Annotated in this window: 15 protein-coding genes; 6 read left to right on the forward strand and 9 right to left on the reverse strand. The window is 64.8% G+C overall.

Going from position 1 to position 16,526, the window contains the following annotated elements:
- Nucleotides 1-305 precede the first annotated feature (305 nt).
- A complete protein-coding gene (locus GM910_RS17225; protein WP_159589409.1) occupies nucleotides 306-701 on the reverse strand; it encodes an AGROH133_08824 family phage infection protein in 396 nt (131 codons plus the stop codon).
- A 75-nt stretch (nucleotides 702-776) separates the two neighbouring features.
- On the reverse strand, nucleotides 777-2,960 hold the full coding sequence (locus GM910_RS17230; protein ID WP_159589411.1) for a primosomal protein N': 2,184 nt from the start codon (nucleotides 2,958-2,960) through the stop codon (nucleotides 777-779).
- A 104-nt stretch (nucleotides 2,961-3,064) separates the two neighbouring features.
- Here GM910_RS17230 and fsa point away from each other — a divergent pair, with 104 nt between their 5' ends.
- Nucleotides 3,065-3,718, forward strand: a complete 654-nt coding sequence (gene fsa / locus GM910_RS17235) for a fructose-6-phosphate aldolase (protein ID WP_159589413.1) — start codon at nucleotides 3,065-3,067, stop codon at nucleotides 3,716-3,718.
- Between the two features lie 141 nt (nucleotides 3,719-3,859).
- Here fsa and GM910_RS17240 read toward each other — a convergent pair whose 3' ends face one another.
- The 3 genes from GM910_RS17240 to leuS form a co-directional block, all read right to left on the reverse strand.
- Nucleotides 3,860-4,771 (reverse strand): GNAT family N-acetyltransferase, encoded by a 912-nt coding sequence (locus tag GM910_RS17240; protein WP_159589415.1) that lies wholly within the window; start codon nucleotides 4,769-4,771, stop codon nucleotides 3,860-3,862.
- A gap of 122 nt (nucleotides 4,772-4,893) precedes the next feature.
- Entirely contained in the window at nucleotides 4,894-5,436 is a 543-nt protein-coding gene (locus tag GM910_RS17245; RefSeq protein WP_246226200.1) for an LPS assembly lipoprotein LptE, read from the reverse strand.
- Between the two features lie 11 nt (nucleotides 5,437-5,447).
- Nucleotides 5,448-8,063 (reverse strand): leucine--tRNA ligase, encoded by a 2,616-nt coding sequence (leuS, locus tag GM910_RS17250; RefSeq protein ID WP_159589417.1) that lies wholly within the window; start codon nucleotides 8,061-8,063, stop codon nucleotides 5,448-5,450.
- 126 nt (nucleotides 8,064-8,189) lie between these two features.
- Between leuS and GM910_RS17255 the strand changes: the two genes are divergently transcribed.
- Nucleotides 8,190-8,861, forward strand: a complete 672-nt coding sequence (locus tag GM910_RS17255; RefSeq protein ID WP_159589419.1) for a YggS family pyridoxal phosphate-dependent enzyme — start codon at nucleotides 8,190-8,192, stop codon at nucleotides 8,859-8,861.
- 220 nt (nucleotides 8,862-9,081) lie between these two features.
- Nucleotides 9,082-9,462 (forward strand): hypothetical protein, encoded by a 381-nt coding sequence (locus tag GM910_RS17260; RefSeq protein WP_159589421.1) that lies wholly within the window; start codon nucleotides 9,082-9,084, stop codon nucleotides 9,460-9,462.
- A gap of 24 nt (nucleotides 9,463-9,486) precedes the next feature.
- Here GM910_RS17260 and GM910_RS17265 read toward each other — a convergent pair whose 3' ends face one another.
- Nucleotides 9,487-10,395: a LysR family transcriptional regulator gene (locus tag GM910_RS17265; RefSeq protein ID WP_159589423.1), complete on the reverse strand. Its 909-nt coding sequence runs from the start codon at nucleotides 10,393-10,395 to the stop codon at nucleotides 9,487-9,489.
- Nucleotides 10,396-10,552: 157 nt separating this feature from the next.
- Between GM910_RS17265 and GM910_RS17270 the strand changes: the two genes are divergently transcribed.
- Nucleotides 10,553-11,587, forward strand: a complete 1,035-nt coding sequence (locus GM910_RS17270; protein WP_159589425.1) for an aldo/keto reductase — start codon at nucleotides 10,553-10,555, stop codon at nucleotides 11,585-11,587.
- Between the two features lie 24 nt (nucleotides 11,588-11,611).
- Here GM910_RS17270 and GM910_RS17275 read toward each other — a convergent pair whose 3' ends face one another.
- Nucleotides 11,612-11,884 (reverse strand): usg protein, encoded by a 273-nt coding sequence (locus tag GM910_RS17275; protein ID WP_159589427.1) that lies wholly within the window; start codon nucleotides 11,882-11,884, stop codon nucleotides 11,612-11,614.
- Between the two features lie 269 nt (nucleotides 11,885-12,153).
- Here GM910_RS17275 and acs point away from each other — a divergent pair, with 269 nt between their 5' ends.
- Complete coding sequence (gene acs, locus GM910_RS17280; protein ID WP_159589429.1) at nucleotides 12,154-14,109, forward strand: acetate--CoA ligase; 1,956 nt, start codon at nucleotides 12,154-12,156, stop codon at nucleotides 14,107-14,109.
- 45 nt (nucleotides 14,110-14,154) lie between these two features.
- Here the strand turns inward: acs and GM910_RS17285 are convergent, their stop codons facing one another.
- Both GM910_RS17285 and GM910_RS17290 read right to left on the reverse strand, forming a co-directional pair.
- Entirely contained in the window at nucleotides 14,155-14,466 is a 312-nt protein-coding gene (locus GM910_RS17285; protein ID WP_246226201.1) for an excalibur calcium-binding domain-containing protein, read from the reverse strand.
- 295 nt (nucleotides 14,467-14,761) lie between these two features.
- Complete coding sequence (locus GM910_RS17290) at nucleotides 14,762-15,577, reverse strand: lytic murein transglycosylase (RefSeq protein WP_159589431.1); 816 nt, start codon at nucleotides 15,575-15,577, stop codon at nucleotides 14,762-14,764.
- 161 nt (nucleotides 15,578-15,738) lie between these two features.
- On the opposite strand from GM910_RS17290, the gene GM910_RS17295 reads away from it, so the two are divergent.
- Nucleotides 15,739-16,314 (forward strand): DUF1236 domain-containing protein, encoded by a 576-nt coding sequence (locus GM910_RS17295; protein ID WP_159589433.1) that lies wholly within the window; start codon nucleotides 15,739-15,741, stop codon nucleotides 16,312-16,314.
- The last annotated feature ends 212 nt before the right edge of the window (nucleotides 16,315-16,526 follow it).

The following is a 16,526-nucleotide window of genomic DNA, read 5'->3' on the forward strand; positions in this document are numbered from 1 at the left end:
GTGCGAGACTCGGGCTAAATCTCTGACCTTGTTGATAGTTTCTCAACCCGAGGGAACGGGCGCCGCCGTCCCCCGGTCGAAAGCCGCTTGCCGTCTAGCACAGGCTTACGGGACTCGCAACACGCGCGCGCCCAAGGAGTGGCGGCACCTTTGTCGCATGCACGCGGACGCGCGCTAGTGGTGCGATCCTGACAGATGGTACCCATCTGTCAGGATCGCACACACCACCGGATTAATAGCTTGTGGGCTGACTTTTCCAAACGGATGGGTACCATCTGTTTGGGTCAGACCACTAGGAGGCCCGATCAGCGAACGAAACCGAGCGCGAAAGCCAGCGGCAGCGCGGCCAGCACCAACATGACGAGAAGAGCGATCCAGTTGAAAAGCGTACCGCCCCTGTCCGACATCATGGAGACGATCCGCCCGAAAGCGGCCAGCGCCCAGGCAATCCCCAACGTCATGTAGATCAGCGGCTGCGCGAACAGGATCGCCGACAAGCCGATGCCGACATAAAAGCCGCCCAGCAGGGAACGCGATTCCGACAGCGCCTCGGGATGACGCTCCACGGCGCGCAGCCTCAGCGCCCGCAGGCTGAGCCGCGGGGCGAACATTGCGACAAGGCCGAGAAGAGCCGTGAAAACGGCAGCCCCCCAAGCCAGCCATTCGCCCTGGCTGTAGGGCCAGGGAAATGCGAAATCCATTGGATGTGCCCTCCATCTGCGCCTTTGACGCCATAGCCGGTTCGGCCGCCGCCGCCAACATGCCGCAGGTTCCGGTTATAGGAAACTCTGCGGATCGATATCCACCTGCACCCGCACCGAACCGCGCGGTCGCGGTGCCGCCGCGATTAGCCGGCGCAGATATGCCTGCAGGTCGGCGCGCCGCGGTCCCTGTACCAGAAGCCGGAAGCGGTGCCGCCCGGCGACCAGCGCGAGCGGCGCCTCCGCCGGGCCCAGAACCTCGATCTCGCTGGCTGCGGGAGCTGACCGGCGCAGGGCGCGGGCATGGCTTTCGGCCTCCACCCGCGTGGCGGCACTGACGATCAGCGCTGCAAGCCGGCCGAATGGCGGCAGGCCGGCGCGTTCGCGCTCGGCGATCTCGCGTTCATAGAAGGTCTCGGCGTCGCCGGAGACCAGCGCCTGCATCACCGGGTGCTCCGGCTGGTAAGTCTGCAGAAGGCCGGTACTCTTCTTGCCGAAGCGGCCGGCGCGGCCCGTAACCTGGCTCAGGAGTTGGAATGTGCGCTCGGCCGCCCGCGGGTCGCCGTTGGCAAGCCCCAGATCAGCATCCACCACGCCGACCAGCGTCATCAACGGAAAATTGTGCCCCTTGGCGACCAGCTGCGTGCCCACCACGATGTCGGCCTCGCCCTCGGCGATGGCCTCCAGCTCCAGCCGAAGCCGTTTCACCCCGCCCATCAGGTCCGACGACAGGACGATCGTGCGCGCCTCCGGGAAGTGCCGGTCCACTTCCTCCGCGATGCGCTCCACGCCGGGGCCGCAGGCCGCCAGATGGTCGAGCGTACCGCATTCAGGGCAGGCCTCCGGCTGCTGTTCGTGATAGCCGCAATGGTGGCAGACGAGCTGGCGGCGGAAGCGGTGCTCCACCAGCCAGCTCGAACAGTTGGGGCACTGGAAGCGGTGCCCGCACACGCGGCAGAGCGTCAGCGGCGCATAGCCTCGGCGGTTGAGGAAGAGCAGCGCCTGTTCCTTGCGCTCGATAGTCTGCGCCATCGCCTCGATGAGCACCGGCGACAAGAACCCGCCGCGCGCCGGCGGCGCCTTGCGCATGTCGACGGCACGAAGCTCCGGCAGCGCCGCATCCGCGAAGCGAGCCGGCAGAAGGATACGCTCGTAGCGCCCCTGGTCGGCGTTCACGCGGCTTTCAAGCGATGGCGTGGCCGAGGCCAAAACCACGGGAAAATTGCCCAGATGCCCGCGCACCACGCTCATATCGCGGGCGTTGTAGAAAACCCGATCCTCCTGCTTGTAGGCCGGGTCATGCTCCTCGTCGACGACGATCAGCCCGAGTTCCCGGAACGGCAGGAAGAGCGCCGAGCGTGCGCCTGCCACCACGCGCACCTGCCCTTCGGCCACCTGCCGCCACACCCGCTCCCGCTTCCTGGGGGCGATGTCGGAGTGCCATTCGGCCGGCTTGGCACCGAAGCGATCGTGAAAACGCTCCAGAAATGCCTGCGTCAGCGCGATCTCCGGCAAGAGGATAAGCACCTGCTTCCCCCTATCGAGTGCCGCCGCCACGGCCTCGAAATAAACCTCGGTCTTGCCGGAACCGGTCACCCCGTCGATCAGCGTCACGCTGAAGTGCTCAGCCGCCGCCTTCTCGCGTACCCGGCTTGCGGCCTCGCCCTGGTCCGGGGTGAGTTCCGCGCGTCCGAAATCGGGATCCGGCGCGGCCACCACCGGGCGCGGCGGGATCTCAACCTTCTCGAACACGCCCTGTGCGGCAAGCCCGTCGACGACGCTCAGCGACACGCCAGCTGCATGCGCCAGGCCCGAGCGCGTCCACGCCTGGCCGTCGGCCACGCAACCAAGCACGCGCTCGCGCGCCGCCGTCATGCGGTCGGGCCGGTTCGCCGTCAGGCGCAGCCCTTCGGTCGGCGGTTCGGGGTCGAAAGCGCCCGGTGCGCGCAGCACCATACGCGCCACCATACCCGGCGGCGACAGCGTGTAGTCGGCCACCCAGTCGATGAAGCGGCGCATGTCGGCCGGCACGGCGGGACAGTCGAAGACCTCCGATATCACGCGCAGCTTCTTCGCCGCGACTGGCTCGCCGTCGCCGTCCCACGCCACGCCCGCCACCTCGCGCGGGCCAAGCGGCACGCGCAGGATAGCCCCCGGCTCCACCCGCGCGCCGTCGGGTACGGCATAGGAGTAGGGCCGCTCCGCCGGCATGGGCACCATGACGGGAATCACGCGCTTTTGGAACGAATCTCGTTTCATCAGGCGTGACCTTGCCGGATTCTTGGATTAGAGCAAGGCCGAGCATAGATGAGATGCGGCGGCCTGCCGTCGCCGGCCCGGCCAAGCAAGCTAAGGAGACAGACATGAAGTTCTTCGTCGACACAGCCGACGTCAACGAAATCCGCGAGCTCAGCGAGACCGGGCTTCTCGACGGGGTGACCACCAACCCTTCGCTGATCATGAAGTCCGGCCGCCCCATTCTCGAGGTCACCAAGGAGATCTGCGACATCGTCGATGGCCCTGTCTCGGCCGAGGTGACGGCGGTGGAATTCAAGGAGATGATGCGCGAGGCCGATATCCTGTCGGAGATCGCCGACAACATCTGCATCAAGGTGCCGCTCACGATGGACGGCCTGAAGGCCTGCAAGGCGCTGACCGGCAGCGGCCGTAAGGTCAACGTCACGCTGTGCTTCTCGGCCAACCAGGCGCTGCTCGCGGCCAAGGCCGGCGCCACCTTCATCTCGCCCTTCATCGGCCGGCTGGACGATACGGGCATCGACGGCATGGAGCTGATCTCCGAGATCCGCACGATCTACAACAACTACGATTTCGACACGGAAATCCTCGCCGCCTCCATCCGCACCATGAACCACGTCAAACAGGCGGCCCTCATCGGCGCCGACGTGGCGACGGTCCCGCCGTCGGTGCTGAAGGCCCTGGTCAAGCACCCGCTCACCGACAAGGGTCTGGAAGCCTTCCTCGCCGACTGGGCGAAGACCGGGCAGAAGATCGGCTGACCCTTTTCCCTCCCCGCAAGGGGAGGGCGCCGACATCTCAGAATCCCCTCCCCCCTTGAGGGGTGGGGGGAGGGGTGGGGGTCCGGCGAAGCCGAACTAGAGACTCCATAAGTGATAGCCCTGCCGCAAGGGGAGGGAAACCTAGCCGGCGAACTCTACCGCCGGATTTTCCGCCAGCCGAGTGAGGGCATGCGCCTGAAGCGCCGCGGCGACATCCGCCGGCTCGCCATCCAGAAAATCCGGCGCGATCGGCTTGCCGATGGTCATGTGAAAATCGCGGCCCTTCTTGTTCAGGAGCTCGTGGAACAGCGTCATGTCGCGCAGCTCCGCCGAGTATTTGGACAAGAGATAGAACAGACCCGAGTTGCGTGCCGTGATGTTGACCGGGATTACCGGCACCTCGTACCGCCGCGCCAGCGCCACCACCGAGGGCTGCCAGGGCCGCTCGGTCAGCTTGTCCTCGTTCCAATAGGCGATACGGCCGGCTGGAAACAGCACGATGGCCTTGTTCCCGGCAAAGGCCTTCGCCGTCATCTCCAGCGTGTCGCGGCTCTTGGCGTGCGACTTCACGCCAGGGCGCCATTCCACCGGGATAATGAGATCGCGGAAGCGCGGATTGACGCGCAATGCATCCCGATTGGCGAAGATGGCCAGATCCGGCCGCCGCTCTTTCATCAGGTCGAAGACGGCGATGCCGTCGGCAATGCCCGTGGGGTGTGTCGGCGCCAGGATGAACCCGCCCGTCGCCGGGATGTTCTCCGTGCCATGGGCGGAGACGTTCAGTGAAAGCAGCCCGCTGATATAGGTGAAGGCGTCCCGGCCGGAAAGCTCCGCGATCTCGTCGGCCATGGCCAGCGCCTGCCGGTAATGGAAGTAGCGGTAGAGCAGCGGCCGCGCCACCGGCCACAGGGGATGCCGTGAAAGATGGGTGGTACGCTCCGCAATGAGCTGGTCGACGATGTGCGGAGGCTCTTTTGCGGCGAGCGCGTCACGCTTGAGCACACGATTTCCCAGCACTCCGGCGACCGACATGAGCGTCGTGTGAAAATCCATAAGCGAAGCACTCCGTTAGCGGCTGTTTCACCGAAAACTATGACGACGCAATGACGACACTACCGATTGCAAGCGGACAAGATGTTGTTCCTGAAGCCATGAGGCATCATAGCACAGCCCGCCTAGCGCACGTCCAGCCTTGCCAGATCCTGGGCCACGGCAAGGTGGATAAACTCCGCCAACTCCCGCGCCGCCCGGTCCTCCGCGTCCCGCTGGGCGCGCAGCACGGCGAATTCCTGGGGCGGACGGTCGAAGAAGGCGTACACACGCTGCGTTCCGTTGCCCACCTCCTTGCCGGTCACGCTGTCGGTGATGCGGTATCGGCCCGTCAGGGTGACGGTGCCGGCGGTCGGCTCGTTCTCGCTTCCGCGCTGGATCTGCACGGACGAGCCGACGCCGCGGGATATCGTGAGGTCGAGCTTGTAATCGGGCTTCGCCGGCTCGCTGGCCCCGCCATGGAGCAGGAAAACAAGGTGATTGCGCACCTGTTGGGCAAAACGCGTGGAGACGGGCGCCACGGAAACGGAGTGGAGCTCTGCGGCCGCCTCCTGCCCAGCCGCGCCGGGTGTATACTCGGCCAACATCGGCCGTACGGTGCAGCCGGCGGCGATCATCAGCAGGAGGCCTGAGCCGGCCAGGGCCAGAGCGCGGATGGTGGCGTTCACAGGCTTACCCCTCAGGCGACGACGTTGACGATTCGTTGCGGAACCACGATCACCTTGCGCGGCGGCGCACCGTTGAGCGCCTTCTGCACGAAATCGAGCCCGAGGACCGCTTTCTCGACGGCAGCTTGATCCGCGTCGCGGGCGATTGTCAAATCGCCGCGCTTCTTGCCGTTGATCTGCACCGGCAGCACGATGTCGTTGTCCACAACCAGATCGGCATCGTAGTCGGGCCAGGTGCCGGCGGCGACCAGGCTGTTTCCGCCGATCCTCGCCCAGCACTCCTCCGCCAGATGCGGCATGAAGGGCGCAACCAGGTGGATGAGGATCTCCACCGCCTCGCGGGCCGCCGCGCGGGCATCGCCGTCGGCCTCGCCCAAGCCGGAGAACGGCGCCTGAAGCTCGTTGACCAACTCGTGGATGCGGGCGATGGCGCGGTTGAAGGCCAGCCGCTCGATATCCTCGCCCACCGCCTTCAGCGCCTTGTGCGCCGGCTTGGAGATGGCGGCCGCCTCTCCCGACTTCGCCGCACGCGGCGAAGCATCCGCAACGGCAGGCGCCGCCTCGTTCACCAACCGCCACACGCGCTGCACGAAGCGGTGCGCGCCCGCCGCCCCTTCGTCCGTCCATTCCACGTCGCGGTCGGGCGGCGAATCGGACAACATGAACCAGCGCGCCGTGTCGGCGCCGAAGGACTCGGTGATGTCCTCCGGGCTCACCGTGTTCTTCTTCGACTTCGACATCTTTTCCAGCGAGCCGATCGCCACCTCGTCGCCGGTGGCGATCTCGATGGCCTTGCGCCCTTCGCCCGCCCCCTCGAGGCGCACCTCGCTCGGCGCCAGCCAGCGCCCGTCCGCCATGCGATAGGTCTCGTGCACCACCATGCCCTGGGTGAACAGGCCCTTGAAGGGCTCGTCCAGGTCCAGGTGGCCGGCCGCCCGCATGGCGCGGATGAAGAAGCGCGAGTAGAGCAGGTGCAGGATCGCGTGCTCGATGCCGCCGATATACTGGTCCACCGGCAGCCAGCGATTGGCCGCTTCGCGGTCGGTCGGCGCGTCCGCATGGGGAGAGGTGAAGCGGGCGAAATACCAGGACGAATCGACGAAGGTATCCATCGTATCCGTCTCGCGCCGCGCATCCGCCCCGCATTTCGGGCACTTCACATGCCGCCAAGTGGGATGCCGGTCGAGCGGATTGCCCGGCCGGTCGAAGGTGATGTCGTCCGGCAGCTTCACCGGCAGGTCTTCCTTCGGCACCGGCACCACGCCGCACGTCTCGCAGTGGATTATGGGGATCGGGCAGCCCCAGTAGCGCTGACGCGAGATGCCCCAGTCGCGCAGGCGGAATTTCACCTGGCGCGTCCCCACGGGCCGGCCGTCCAGCGTCTCCCTTTCCAGCCGCTTCGCCACCTCCTCGAAGGCTTCCTTGTTCGTCATGCCGTCGAGGAAGCGCGAATTGAGCATCACGCCGTCGTCCGAATAGGATTCCTCGGTGATCTGGAAGGTGGCCGCGTCCGCCCCTTCCGGCATCACCACGGGGATCACCGGCAGGCCGTATTTGTTGGCGAAGTCGAGGTCGCGCTGATCGCCCGAGGGACAGCCGAAGATGGCGCCGGTGCCGTACTCCATCAGCACGAAATTGGCCACATAGACGGGCAGCGTCCATTCCGGGTCGAAGGGATGGCGCACCTTGATGCCCGTGTCGAAGCCTCTCTTCTCCGCTGTCTCCAGGGCGGCGGCCGACGTGCCGATGCGCCGGCACTCCTCGATGAAGGCCGCCAAATCCGCATTCCCCTCAGCCGCCTTCTTCGCCAGCGGATGGTCGGGCGCGAGCGCCATGAAGGAGGCGCCGAAGATGGTGTCCGGCCGCGTCGTATAGACCTCCAGCTCCTTTTCGCTCTTGGGCGCCGTCTCCTTGACCAGCGCCCAGCGGATCGACAGCCCCTCGGACCGGCCGATCCAGTTGCGCTGCATGAGACGCACCTTCTCGGGCCACTCGTCGAGCCCGTCCAAAGCTTGAAGCAGGTCTTCCGAATAATCGGTGATCTTGAAGAACCACTGCGCCAGTTCGCGGCTTTCCACCTCGGCGCCGGAGCGCCAGCCACGCCCGTCGATCACCTGCTCGTTGGCGAGCACCGTCTGGTCCACCGGGTCCCAGTTGACCTTCGAGGTCTTCCGCGTCACCAGCCCCTTCTCGTGGAAGTCGAGGAACAGCATCTGCTGGCGATGGTAATAGTCCACGTCGCAAGTGGCGAATTCGCGGCTCCAGTCGAGCGACAGGCCCATCATCTTGAGCTGGCCGCGCATCGCCGCGATGTTCTGGTAAGTCCATTCCTTGGGATGGACCTTGTTCTGCATGGCCGCATTCTCCGCCGGCATGCCGAAAGCGTCCCAACCCATCGGGTGCAGCACGTTGAAGCCCTTTGCCCGCTTGTAGCGCGCCACTACGTCGCCCATCGTGTAGTTGCGCGTGTGCCCGATATGGATGCGCCCCGATGGGTAGGGAAACATCTCGAGCACGTAGTAGGTCGGCCGTCCATCCTCGTTGGAGGCTTCGAACAGGCGTGCCTCCTCCCACGCTTTCTGCCAGCGGGGTTCGGATGCACGCGGATTGTAACGTTCGGTTGCCATGCCAGGTATTTCACGTAAGTAGGGACGAGAATTTTCCGGCGGACCTTCACCACGGTTTGCGACAACCGTCAACTCCGGCTAGTCGTTCCCGCCCGCGACGAAACCCGAAGACCTTTCTGAATCCACATGACCGACGCCGCTCACAACCTCCGCACCGTCCGCGAAAAAATAGCCGAGGCCGCCCGTGCCGCCTCCCGCCCGCCGGAAGACGTGACGCTCGTCGCCGTCTCGAAAACCTTCCCCGCCGAGCAGATTCGCCCGGTGATCGAGGCGGGCCAGCGCGTCTTCGGCGAAAACCGCGTGCAGGAGGCGCAGGCCAAATGGCCGGCGCTCAAGGAGGCTTTCCCCGACATCGAGTTGCACCTGATCGGCCCCTTGCAGTCCAACAAGGCCAGGGAGGCCGTCGCCCTGTTCGGCGTGATCGAGACGGTCGACCGCGAAAAGATCGCCGCCGCCCTTGCCTCCGAGACGGCCAGGCAAGGCCGCCACCCGCGCCTCTATGTCCAGGTCAACACCGGCCTCGAGGAGCAGAAGGCCGGCATAGACCCGCGTGAGACCGCAGCCTTCGTCGCCCGCTGCCGCGAAGTGCACGGCCTGGAAATCGAGGGCCTGATGTGCATCCCGCCCATTGACGAGAACCCCGGCCCCCATTTCGCATTGCTGGAAAACCTCGCCCGCGAGGCCGGCGTCGAAAAGCTCTCCATGGGCATGTCGGCCGACTACGAGACGGCGATAGCCTTCGGTGCCACCGCCGTCCGTGTCGGCACGGCCATTTTCGGCAGCCGCGTCAAAAGATAGCAGCGTTTCGCGTCACTCTGTCCCATACACGCAGGATCCCGCAGCCCCAGATTGCTGTCATCGGCCGGCTATACCAGTGGCTCTTAACATGACCGCTGGTGGCGCGGAGTCGTTCAGGCATGAATCCTCGGCACCGCACCAGCGGTCAATCATCGAAGTCGCTGGTAGCCCACAAGCTGTCCGGCGTGTGGGCTTCCTGGCCTTGGCCAAGGAGGACACGATGAAACGTGTTTCAAACAGACACACCACCGGCCTTCACCCCGGCGTTTACCGCGCAGTCGTCGGTTTGACGGCGCTTTACGTGCTGGCCGTTTGGTACGGCTTCTCGGGGCGGGAATATACCGACTATCTGCTGTTCGTCGTAACGGCATTCCTCGCATTCTGCGTCGGCCTTGCTTCGACAGCCGGCCGCCTCCAGAGGCAACATCCCTCGGCGCGCCCGGCAAGCAGGGACAGCTTCGAGCGTTGGGCGAAAACCTACGTCGACGTCGCCGACAAGCCGGTCAAGGGTTATATCGCGACGGTGGAGATACTGCTTCCGCTCGCGGCGGTGGCATTCGGCATGCTCGCCTTTGCGGTGCTGGCACACATCGTCGGCTAAAATGCCGCTGTGCGCCCAAACGCCTTAATCGAGATTGATCTCTTCCACCAGGAAGTCCAGGAACGTCCGCACCCGCGCCGGCAGATACCTTCCATGGCCGACATAGACAGCATAGAAGGTCTCCTCGTCGCCCGGATTGTACTCCTCCAGAAGCGGCACCAGCCGTCCGGCCTCGATATCGGCCCGCAGATGCCAATGGGCCAGGCGCGCGATTCCGGCTCCGGCGAGCGCGGCAAGGCGCATGGCCTCGCCATCGCTGATCAAGGAGCCGCCGCTCGGCTGGATGGCGATCGGCTTCCCCGCGTCGTCGAGAAAAGGCCAGCCCTCGAAAATGCGCGAGAAGCAGAACCCCAGCAGCCTGTGCCTCTCAAGGTCGGCAGGCTTCCGAGGCGTCCCGTGCGCCTGGAGATAGGACGGTGCCGCCACGACGGTCATTGGGCTCTGGATAAGCTTGCGGGCAATCAGGTTGGGCGCCTTTAGCGGCCCGGTGCGGATGGCCAGGTCAGCTCGCTCCTCGATCAGGTCGACCACGCGGTCGGTCAAGGCGATGTCGACGGCCACGTCTGGATAAAGCGCCTGAAACTTCGGCACGAGAGGGATCAGCCGGTGATGCCCGAAGGGGACGTTGCTGTTGACGCGCAGGCGCCCACGCGGCGTTGCCCCGGCCGCCGCCTCCCGCTCCGCCGCCGCGACCTCACTCAGAATGCGCGTGCCGGCCTCGTAAAAGACCGCGCCTTCCGGCGTCACCTGCAGGCGTCGCGTGGAACGCCGGACAAGCGATACGCCAAGCCGTTCTTCGAGCCGCGCGATCAGCTTGCTGACAGCCGACGGCGTCATCCGCAGGCGCCGCGCCGCCGCGGAAAAGCTCTGCCCCTCCACCACCTGCACGAACACCTCGATCTCTCGCAGCCGGTTGGTTTCGCTTTGAGCCATTTATGAATTCATATCACAAATCATTTTCCTACTAACGGTCTACATCACCAATCGCCGCACGTCCATCTACGTCCTCACCACCGCACGCGCACTGGCCTGGCACCCCGCCGCTGCGCTTGATCCTTGCCCCAAACCGCACACAAACACGGAGAGCATCATGGAATATCGACGTCTCGGCGCATCCGGCCTCAAGGTTCCTCTGCTTAGTTTCGGCACCGGAACGTTCGGCGGCACAGGTCCCCTTTTTGGTGCCTGGGGCACTACCGATGCGGCCGAAGCGCGCCGCCTCCTCGACGTCTGCCTGGATGCCGGCGTCACCCTCTTCGACACCGCCGACGTCTATTCGAACGGCGCCTCCGAAGAAGTGCTCGGCGAAGCGATCAAGGGACGCCGCGGCGACGTGCTGATCTCCACCAAGACGACGCTGCCCATGGGCGATGGGCCGAACGATGCCGGCTCCTCCCGCTGGCGGCTCGTCCGTGCGGTAGAAGACGCGCTGCGCCGCCTCGGCACGGACTATATCGACCTCCTGCAGCTTCACGCCTTCGATGCCGGCACGCCCGTCGAGGAGGTGTTGGCCACCCTCGACGTCCTCGTCCGCGCCGGCAAGCTGCGCTATGTCGGCGTGTCCAACTTCTCCGGCTGGCAGTTGATGAAGTCGCTTTCCGTGGCAGAACGGCACGGCTGGCCGCGCTACGTCGCGCATCAGGTCTACTATTCGCTGATCGGCCGCGACTACGAATGGGAGCTGATGCCGCTCGGTCTAGACCAGGGCGTCGGCGCCCTTGTCTGGAGCCCGCTTGGCTGGGGTCGCCTCACCGGCAAGATCCGCCGCGGCGCGCCCTTGCCTGCAGGAAGCCGCCTGCACGATACGGCCAAGTTCGGCCCTCCGGTGGAGGACGAGCATCTTTTCCGGGTGGTCGAGGCCCTGGAGGAAGTCGCCGGGGAGACCGGCAAGACCGTTCCCCAGGTGGCGTTGAACTGGCTCGCCCAGCGCCCGACGGTCTCATCCATCATCATCGGTGCGCGCGATGAGGAGCAGTTGCGCCAGAACCTCGGCTCCGTGGGATGGAACCTGGCACCGGACCAGGTGGCCAGGCTCGACGAGGCGAGCAGCGTCACGGTGCCCTACCCATACTTCCCTTATCGGCGCCAGGAGGGCTTTGCCCGCCTCAATCCCCCCGTCGTCTAGGACGTGGCCACCGCCGCGGCCAGGTCAGTGCAGCACGATTTCGCCCGTCACGTTGCGCCACTCGTTCGGCGTGACGAGGCGGCGGTGCGCATAGGTGACCGAGTGTAGCGGCCCGTCGATGGAGTCTTGCCAGAAGGAGATGAATTTGCGCAACGCGGGGAATTTCGGCGCGATGTCGTATTGCTGCCAGACGAAGATCTGCAGGAGGTGCGGATGGTCGGGGAGGTGGTAGAGCACCTTGGCGGTGGTCAGTCCGTAGCCCTTCAGCATCAGTTCGGTTTCTCTGGTTTCGCGCATGTTAGCACTTGTCCTGTGATTCCCACACCGGGATTCTGTCTCCCACCGGCTTGACCGTCCAGACGAAAAATGCCCAATAGCCTCCAAAAGTTCCTTGAATTACAAAATGTTAGCAGCACACATAGAGGGCTGCTGACAGCTTTGGCGCGACGTTCCATTGTCTAATGTTGTCGCTGGCAGCAGAATGGTAATAATGCGCGCGAAGCGAGGGGCCCTCGCGTCCCAAGCCGGCACATCCGTCCGGCAAAATGCCATCTGGAGGAGGAAAAATGTCTGAAGCGCATGTTCATCGTGTCAAGCCGGCCTGGAAGAAGCGCGCGCTGATCGACAGCACCACCTACGAGAAGTGGTACAAGGACAGCATCAAGAATCCGGATAAGTTCTGGGGCAAGCACGGCAAGCGCATCGACTGGTTCAAGCCCTACACGAAGGTCAAGAACACCTCGTTCAAGGGCAAGGTGTCGATCAAATGGTTCGAGGACGGCGTCACCAACGTCGCCTACAACTGCATCGACCGGCACTTGAAGAAGCGCGGCGACCAGACCGCCATCATCTGGGAGGGCGACAACCCTTACGACGACAAGAAAATCACCTATAACGAGCTCTACGCGCACGTGTGCCGGCTCGCCAACGTCCTGAAGTCGAAGGGCGTCAAGAAGGGCGACCGGGTGACCATCTACATGCCGATGATCCCCGAAGCCACTTACGCCATGCTCGCCTGCGCGCGCATCGGCGCCATCCATTCCGTCGTCTTCGGAGGCTTCTCGCCCGATGCGCTGGCCGGCCGCATCGAGGATTGCAAATCAGATTTCGTGATCACCGCGGACCAGGGCCTGCGCGGCGGCAAGGCGATCCCGCTGAAGGAGAACACCGACAAGGCAATCGCCATCGCCGAAAAGGCGGGCGCCAAGGTGCGCCACGTGCTGGTGGTGCGCCGCACCGGCGCCAAGATCGACCGGGTGGACGGCCGCGACCTCTGGTACCACGAGGAGACGCGCGCGGCGAAGGCGGACTGCAAGCCCGAGAAGATGAAGGCCGAGGACCCGCTCTTCATCCTCTACACCTCGGGCTCGACCGGCAAGCCGAAGGGCGTCCTGCACACCACCGGCGGCTACCTCGTCTATGTCTCCATGACGCACCAGTACGTCTTCGACTACCACGACGGTGACGTCTTCTGGTGCACGGCCGATGTCGGCTGGGTGACCGGCCACAGCTATATCGTCTACGGCCCGCTCGCCAACGGCGCCACCACGCTGATGTTCGAGGGCGTGCCCAACTACCCCAATGCCTCGCGCTTCTGGGAAGTGGTGGACAAGCACCAGGTCGACATCTTCTACACCGCGCCGACGGCCATCCGCGCCCTGATGGGCGCCGGCAACGATTTCGTGACCAGGACCTCCCGCAAGTCCCTGCGCGTCCTCGGAACGGTGGGCGAGCCGATCAATCCGGAAGCCTGGGAGTGGTACTACAACGTCGTCGGCGACAAGAAGGTGCCGATCGTCGACACCTGGTGGCAGACCGAGACCGGCGGCATCCTGATTACGCCGCTTCCCGGCGCCATCGACCTGAAGGCCGGCTCTGCCACCAAGCCCTTCTTCGGCGTCCAGCCCGAACTCGTCGACGGTGACGGCAAGGTGCTGGAGGGCGCGGCCAGCGGCAATCTGTGCATCCTCGATTCCTGGCCCGGCCAGATGCGCACGGTCTATGGCGACCACGACCGCTTCGTGCAGACCTATTTCTCCACCTACAAGGGGAAATATTTCACCGGCGACGGCTGCCGCCGCGACGAGGACGGCTACTACTGGATCACCGGCCGCGTCGACGACGTGCTCAATGTCTCCGGTCATCGCATGGGCACGGCCGAGGTGGAATCGGCGCTGGTTTCCCACGACAAGGTCTCCGAGGCCGCCGTCGTCGGCTATCCGCACGATATCAAGGGCCAGGGCATCTATTGCTACGTAACCCTGATGAACGGGGAGAAGGGCTCCGACACGCTGAAGAAGGACCTCGTCGCCCACGTACGCAGCGAGATTGGCCCCATCGCCACCCCCGACAAGATCCAATTCGCCCCGAGCCTGCCCAAGACACGCTCCGGCAAGATCATGCGCCGCATCCTGCGCAAGATCGCCGAGGACGACTATCGGACCCTAGGCGACACCTCGACCCTCGCCGATCCGGCCGTCGTGGAAGACCTCGTCGAGAACCGGCAGAACAAGAAGGCGTAGGCGACTCGCCGCCGGCGGCCGGATCACCGCGGGCGGCATGCCTCCTCAGCAGCCGATTTCCCTGCGTATCTGATCAACGATCATCTTGTTCGGGCAAACGTTCTCACAGGGAATGCCGTCATTGTCGCCATCCGCACGGCGATAGCCGTTGCACCACATGATGACCGCCTCGCGGCAGGAACTGACGCTCTTGCAGCTTCGCCCACCCTGAACTGTCTGAACCGTCGCCGGAACGAAATTCTGGTACGGCGCGACTTCGGCCCTGCCCGATGTCGATTGCATCGCCAACAGGCCGGCAACCCCACAGATCGCAAGATGCCCCCATCCCATCCGGACATAATGAATGCACCACCGCATCCCATGCAACCCATTCCCTGCCGGAACAAGAAAAGCCGGCGCTCCCCTTGCGCGATGCCGCCGCACCGTCCACATTGGGCCGGTGTTCAACGAAGCGAAAGGAGGTGATCCGATGTCGAGTGAATTCAGTTCCAGCGTGGCCTCGGCGGATTGCCTTTTCCGGGAGCAGCCTCTCGGCTAAGCGCATGACGCGCGGCAAAAGGCGCCACGGTGTCGTGTCGCTGGCCGCGCCGGGAACGAAGACACGGAGGGCCGTCCCGATGGGGCGGCCCTTTTCGTTTGAGGTTCCGCCGGCTCAGCCGTCGATCTCCTTGCCCATGATGGCGATGGCCTGCTGATAGACGCTGGCCGCATTCCAGCCTTGCAGGGCACGGAAATTGAGCTCGCCGGGCTGATATCCGGCGCCCGGCTGCCAGCCGTGGGCACGCAGGAAGTTGGCCGTCGAGGCAAGCGCGTCGGCCGTCGAGCCGATCATGTCGATGCGGCCGTTGCCGTCGCCGTCGACGCCGTAATTCAGCGCGTTGCCGGGCAGGAACTGCGTCTGCCCGATCTCGCCATGGGCGGCGCCCACGTCCGAAGGGCTCAGCATGCCACGCTCCACCAGCGCCAGCGCCGCATAGAGATGGCCGGTGAAAAATTCGGAGCGGCGACAGTCATAGGCAAGTGTGGCGACGGCCGAAAGGATGTTCTGGTTGCCGAGAAAACCGCCGAACCCGGTCTCCATGCCCCAGATGGCGAGCAACGGCCCCGGCGGCACGCCGTAGCGGCTCTCGATCACCGAAAGCAGGCCGGCATGCCTCTGCTTCATGCTCCTGCCGCGCGAGATGATGGCGTTGGCGCCGCGCTTCCGCATGAAGCTGTCGAGCGACAGCTTGAAGCTCTTCTGCCCGCGGTCGGCCGCGATCGTCTTCGAGGCATAGCGCGTCCGCGCAAGCGCATCGAGCGCCCTCGGACCGACGCCACGCGCCGACGCCTCCTGCGTGAATTGCGCTTTCCAGCCTTCGAAACCGTTCGCACCGTTGCCGCATGTTCCCGCGAACGCGGGCCCACCGATGAGAAACGAGACAACCAAGGTCGCGGCGAGCCAATCCCCCCTCCACCTCAGAATCATTTTTATATACCTCGTAAAAAATAGAATCGCCGAATTGTGCCAGCGATTCATGATGTTGTCACCTTTGATGCCGGCCGGCCCGCGGTGGGCCGCCGCTCGCCGGGAACCAAATGCGCCGGTTCCAGTTCATATTGGTGATTAGGCTAGTGAGGAGACCGGAAATGAAGTCACTCATCTTGAAAGGCACGGTAGCGGCAGCGGGGCTGCTTTCGCTCGCGGGCGTCGCAGCGGCCCAGGTTGAGACGGCGACGGCAACGGCCGACCTCAACCTTCGCAGCGGCCCCGGCCCCGAGTACCCGGTCGTCGATGTCATCCGCGCCTCGGAAGAGGTCGTCATCAACGGCTGCGAGGAAGGTGGCGGCTGGTGCTCGATCAACCATGCCGGCGTCGAAGGCTGGGCCTATTCGGGCTACCTGGCGACCGGTTACGACAGCGGTGCAGGGACCATCATCGCCGAACGCCCACCGGAGGCGGTACCGCTCACCACCTATGAGAGAAGCGTGACGGGTTCGATCGCGGTCGAAACCGTCCCGCCGCCGCCCGAGGTGATCACCTATGTCGAGCGCAACCGCGTCGAGCCGGTCTATCTGGAAGGCGAGCTTAGCATCGGCGTAGGCTTGCCCGAGGCGATCGATGTCTACGAGATACCGGGCTACGAGTACCACTATGTCTATGTGAACGGCCAGCCGGTCCTCGTCGAGCCGGAGACCCGCCGCGTCGTCTACGTGATGCCTTGACCACCCCCAACCGGCGGCGCCCTCACGACGGCGCCGGTTGCCTGCAGCGGCATCTGCAGTGTAATCGCTCGATAGGGAGGCGCCGTAGGGCCCGGCTTTCAAGCGATTGCCCTGCGGCCTCCCATCAGGGCTACGAATCGGGGTTAACGGGGAAGTTGGCCGAGGATTGAGGCGAGGTATTCGGTGCTCCAGCCGGCCCTTTTACGCCTGAG

The organism is Chelativorans xinjiangensis, from assembly GCF_009812055.1.
In the GTDB taxonomy this organism is placed as follows: domain Bacteria; phylum Pseudomonadota; class Alphaproteobacteria; order Rhizobiales; family Rhizobiaceae; genus Chelativorans; species Chelativorans xinjiangense.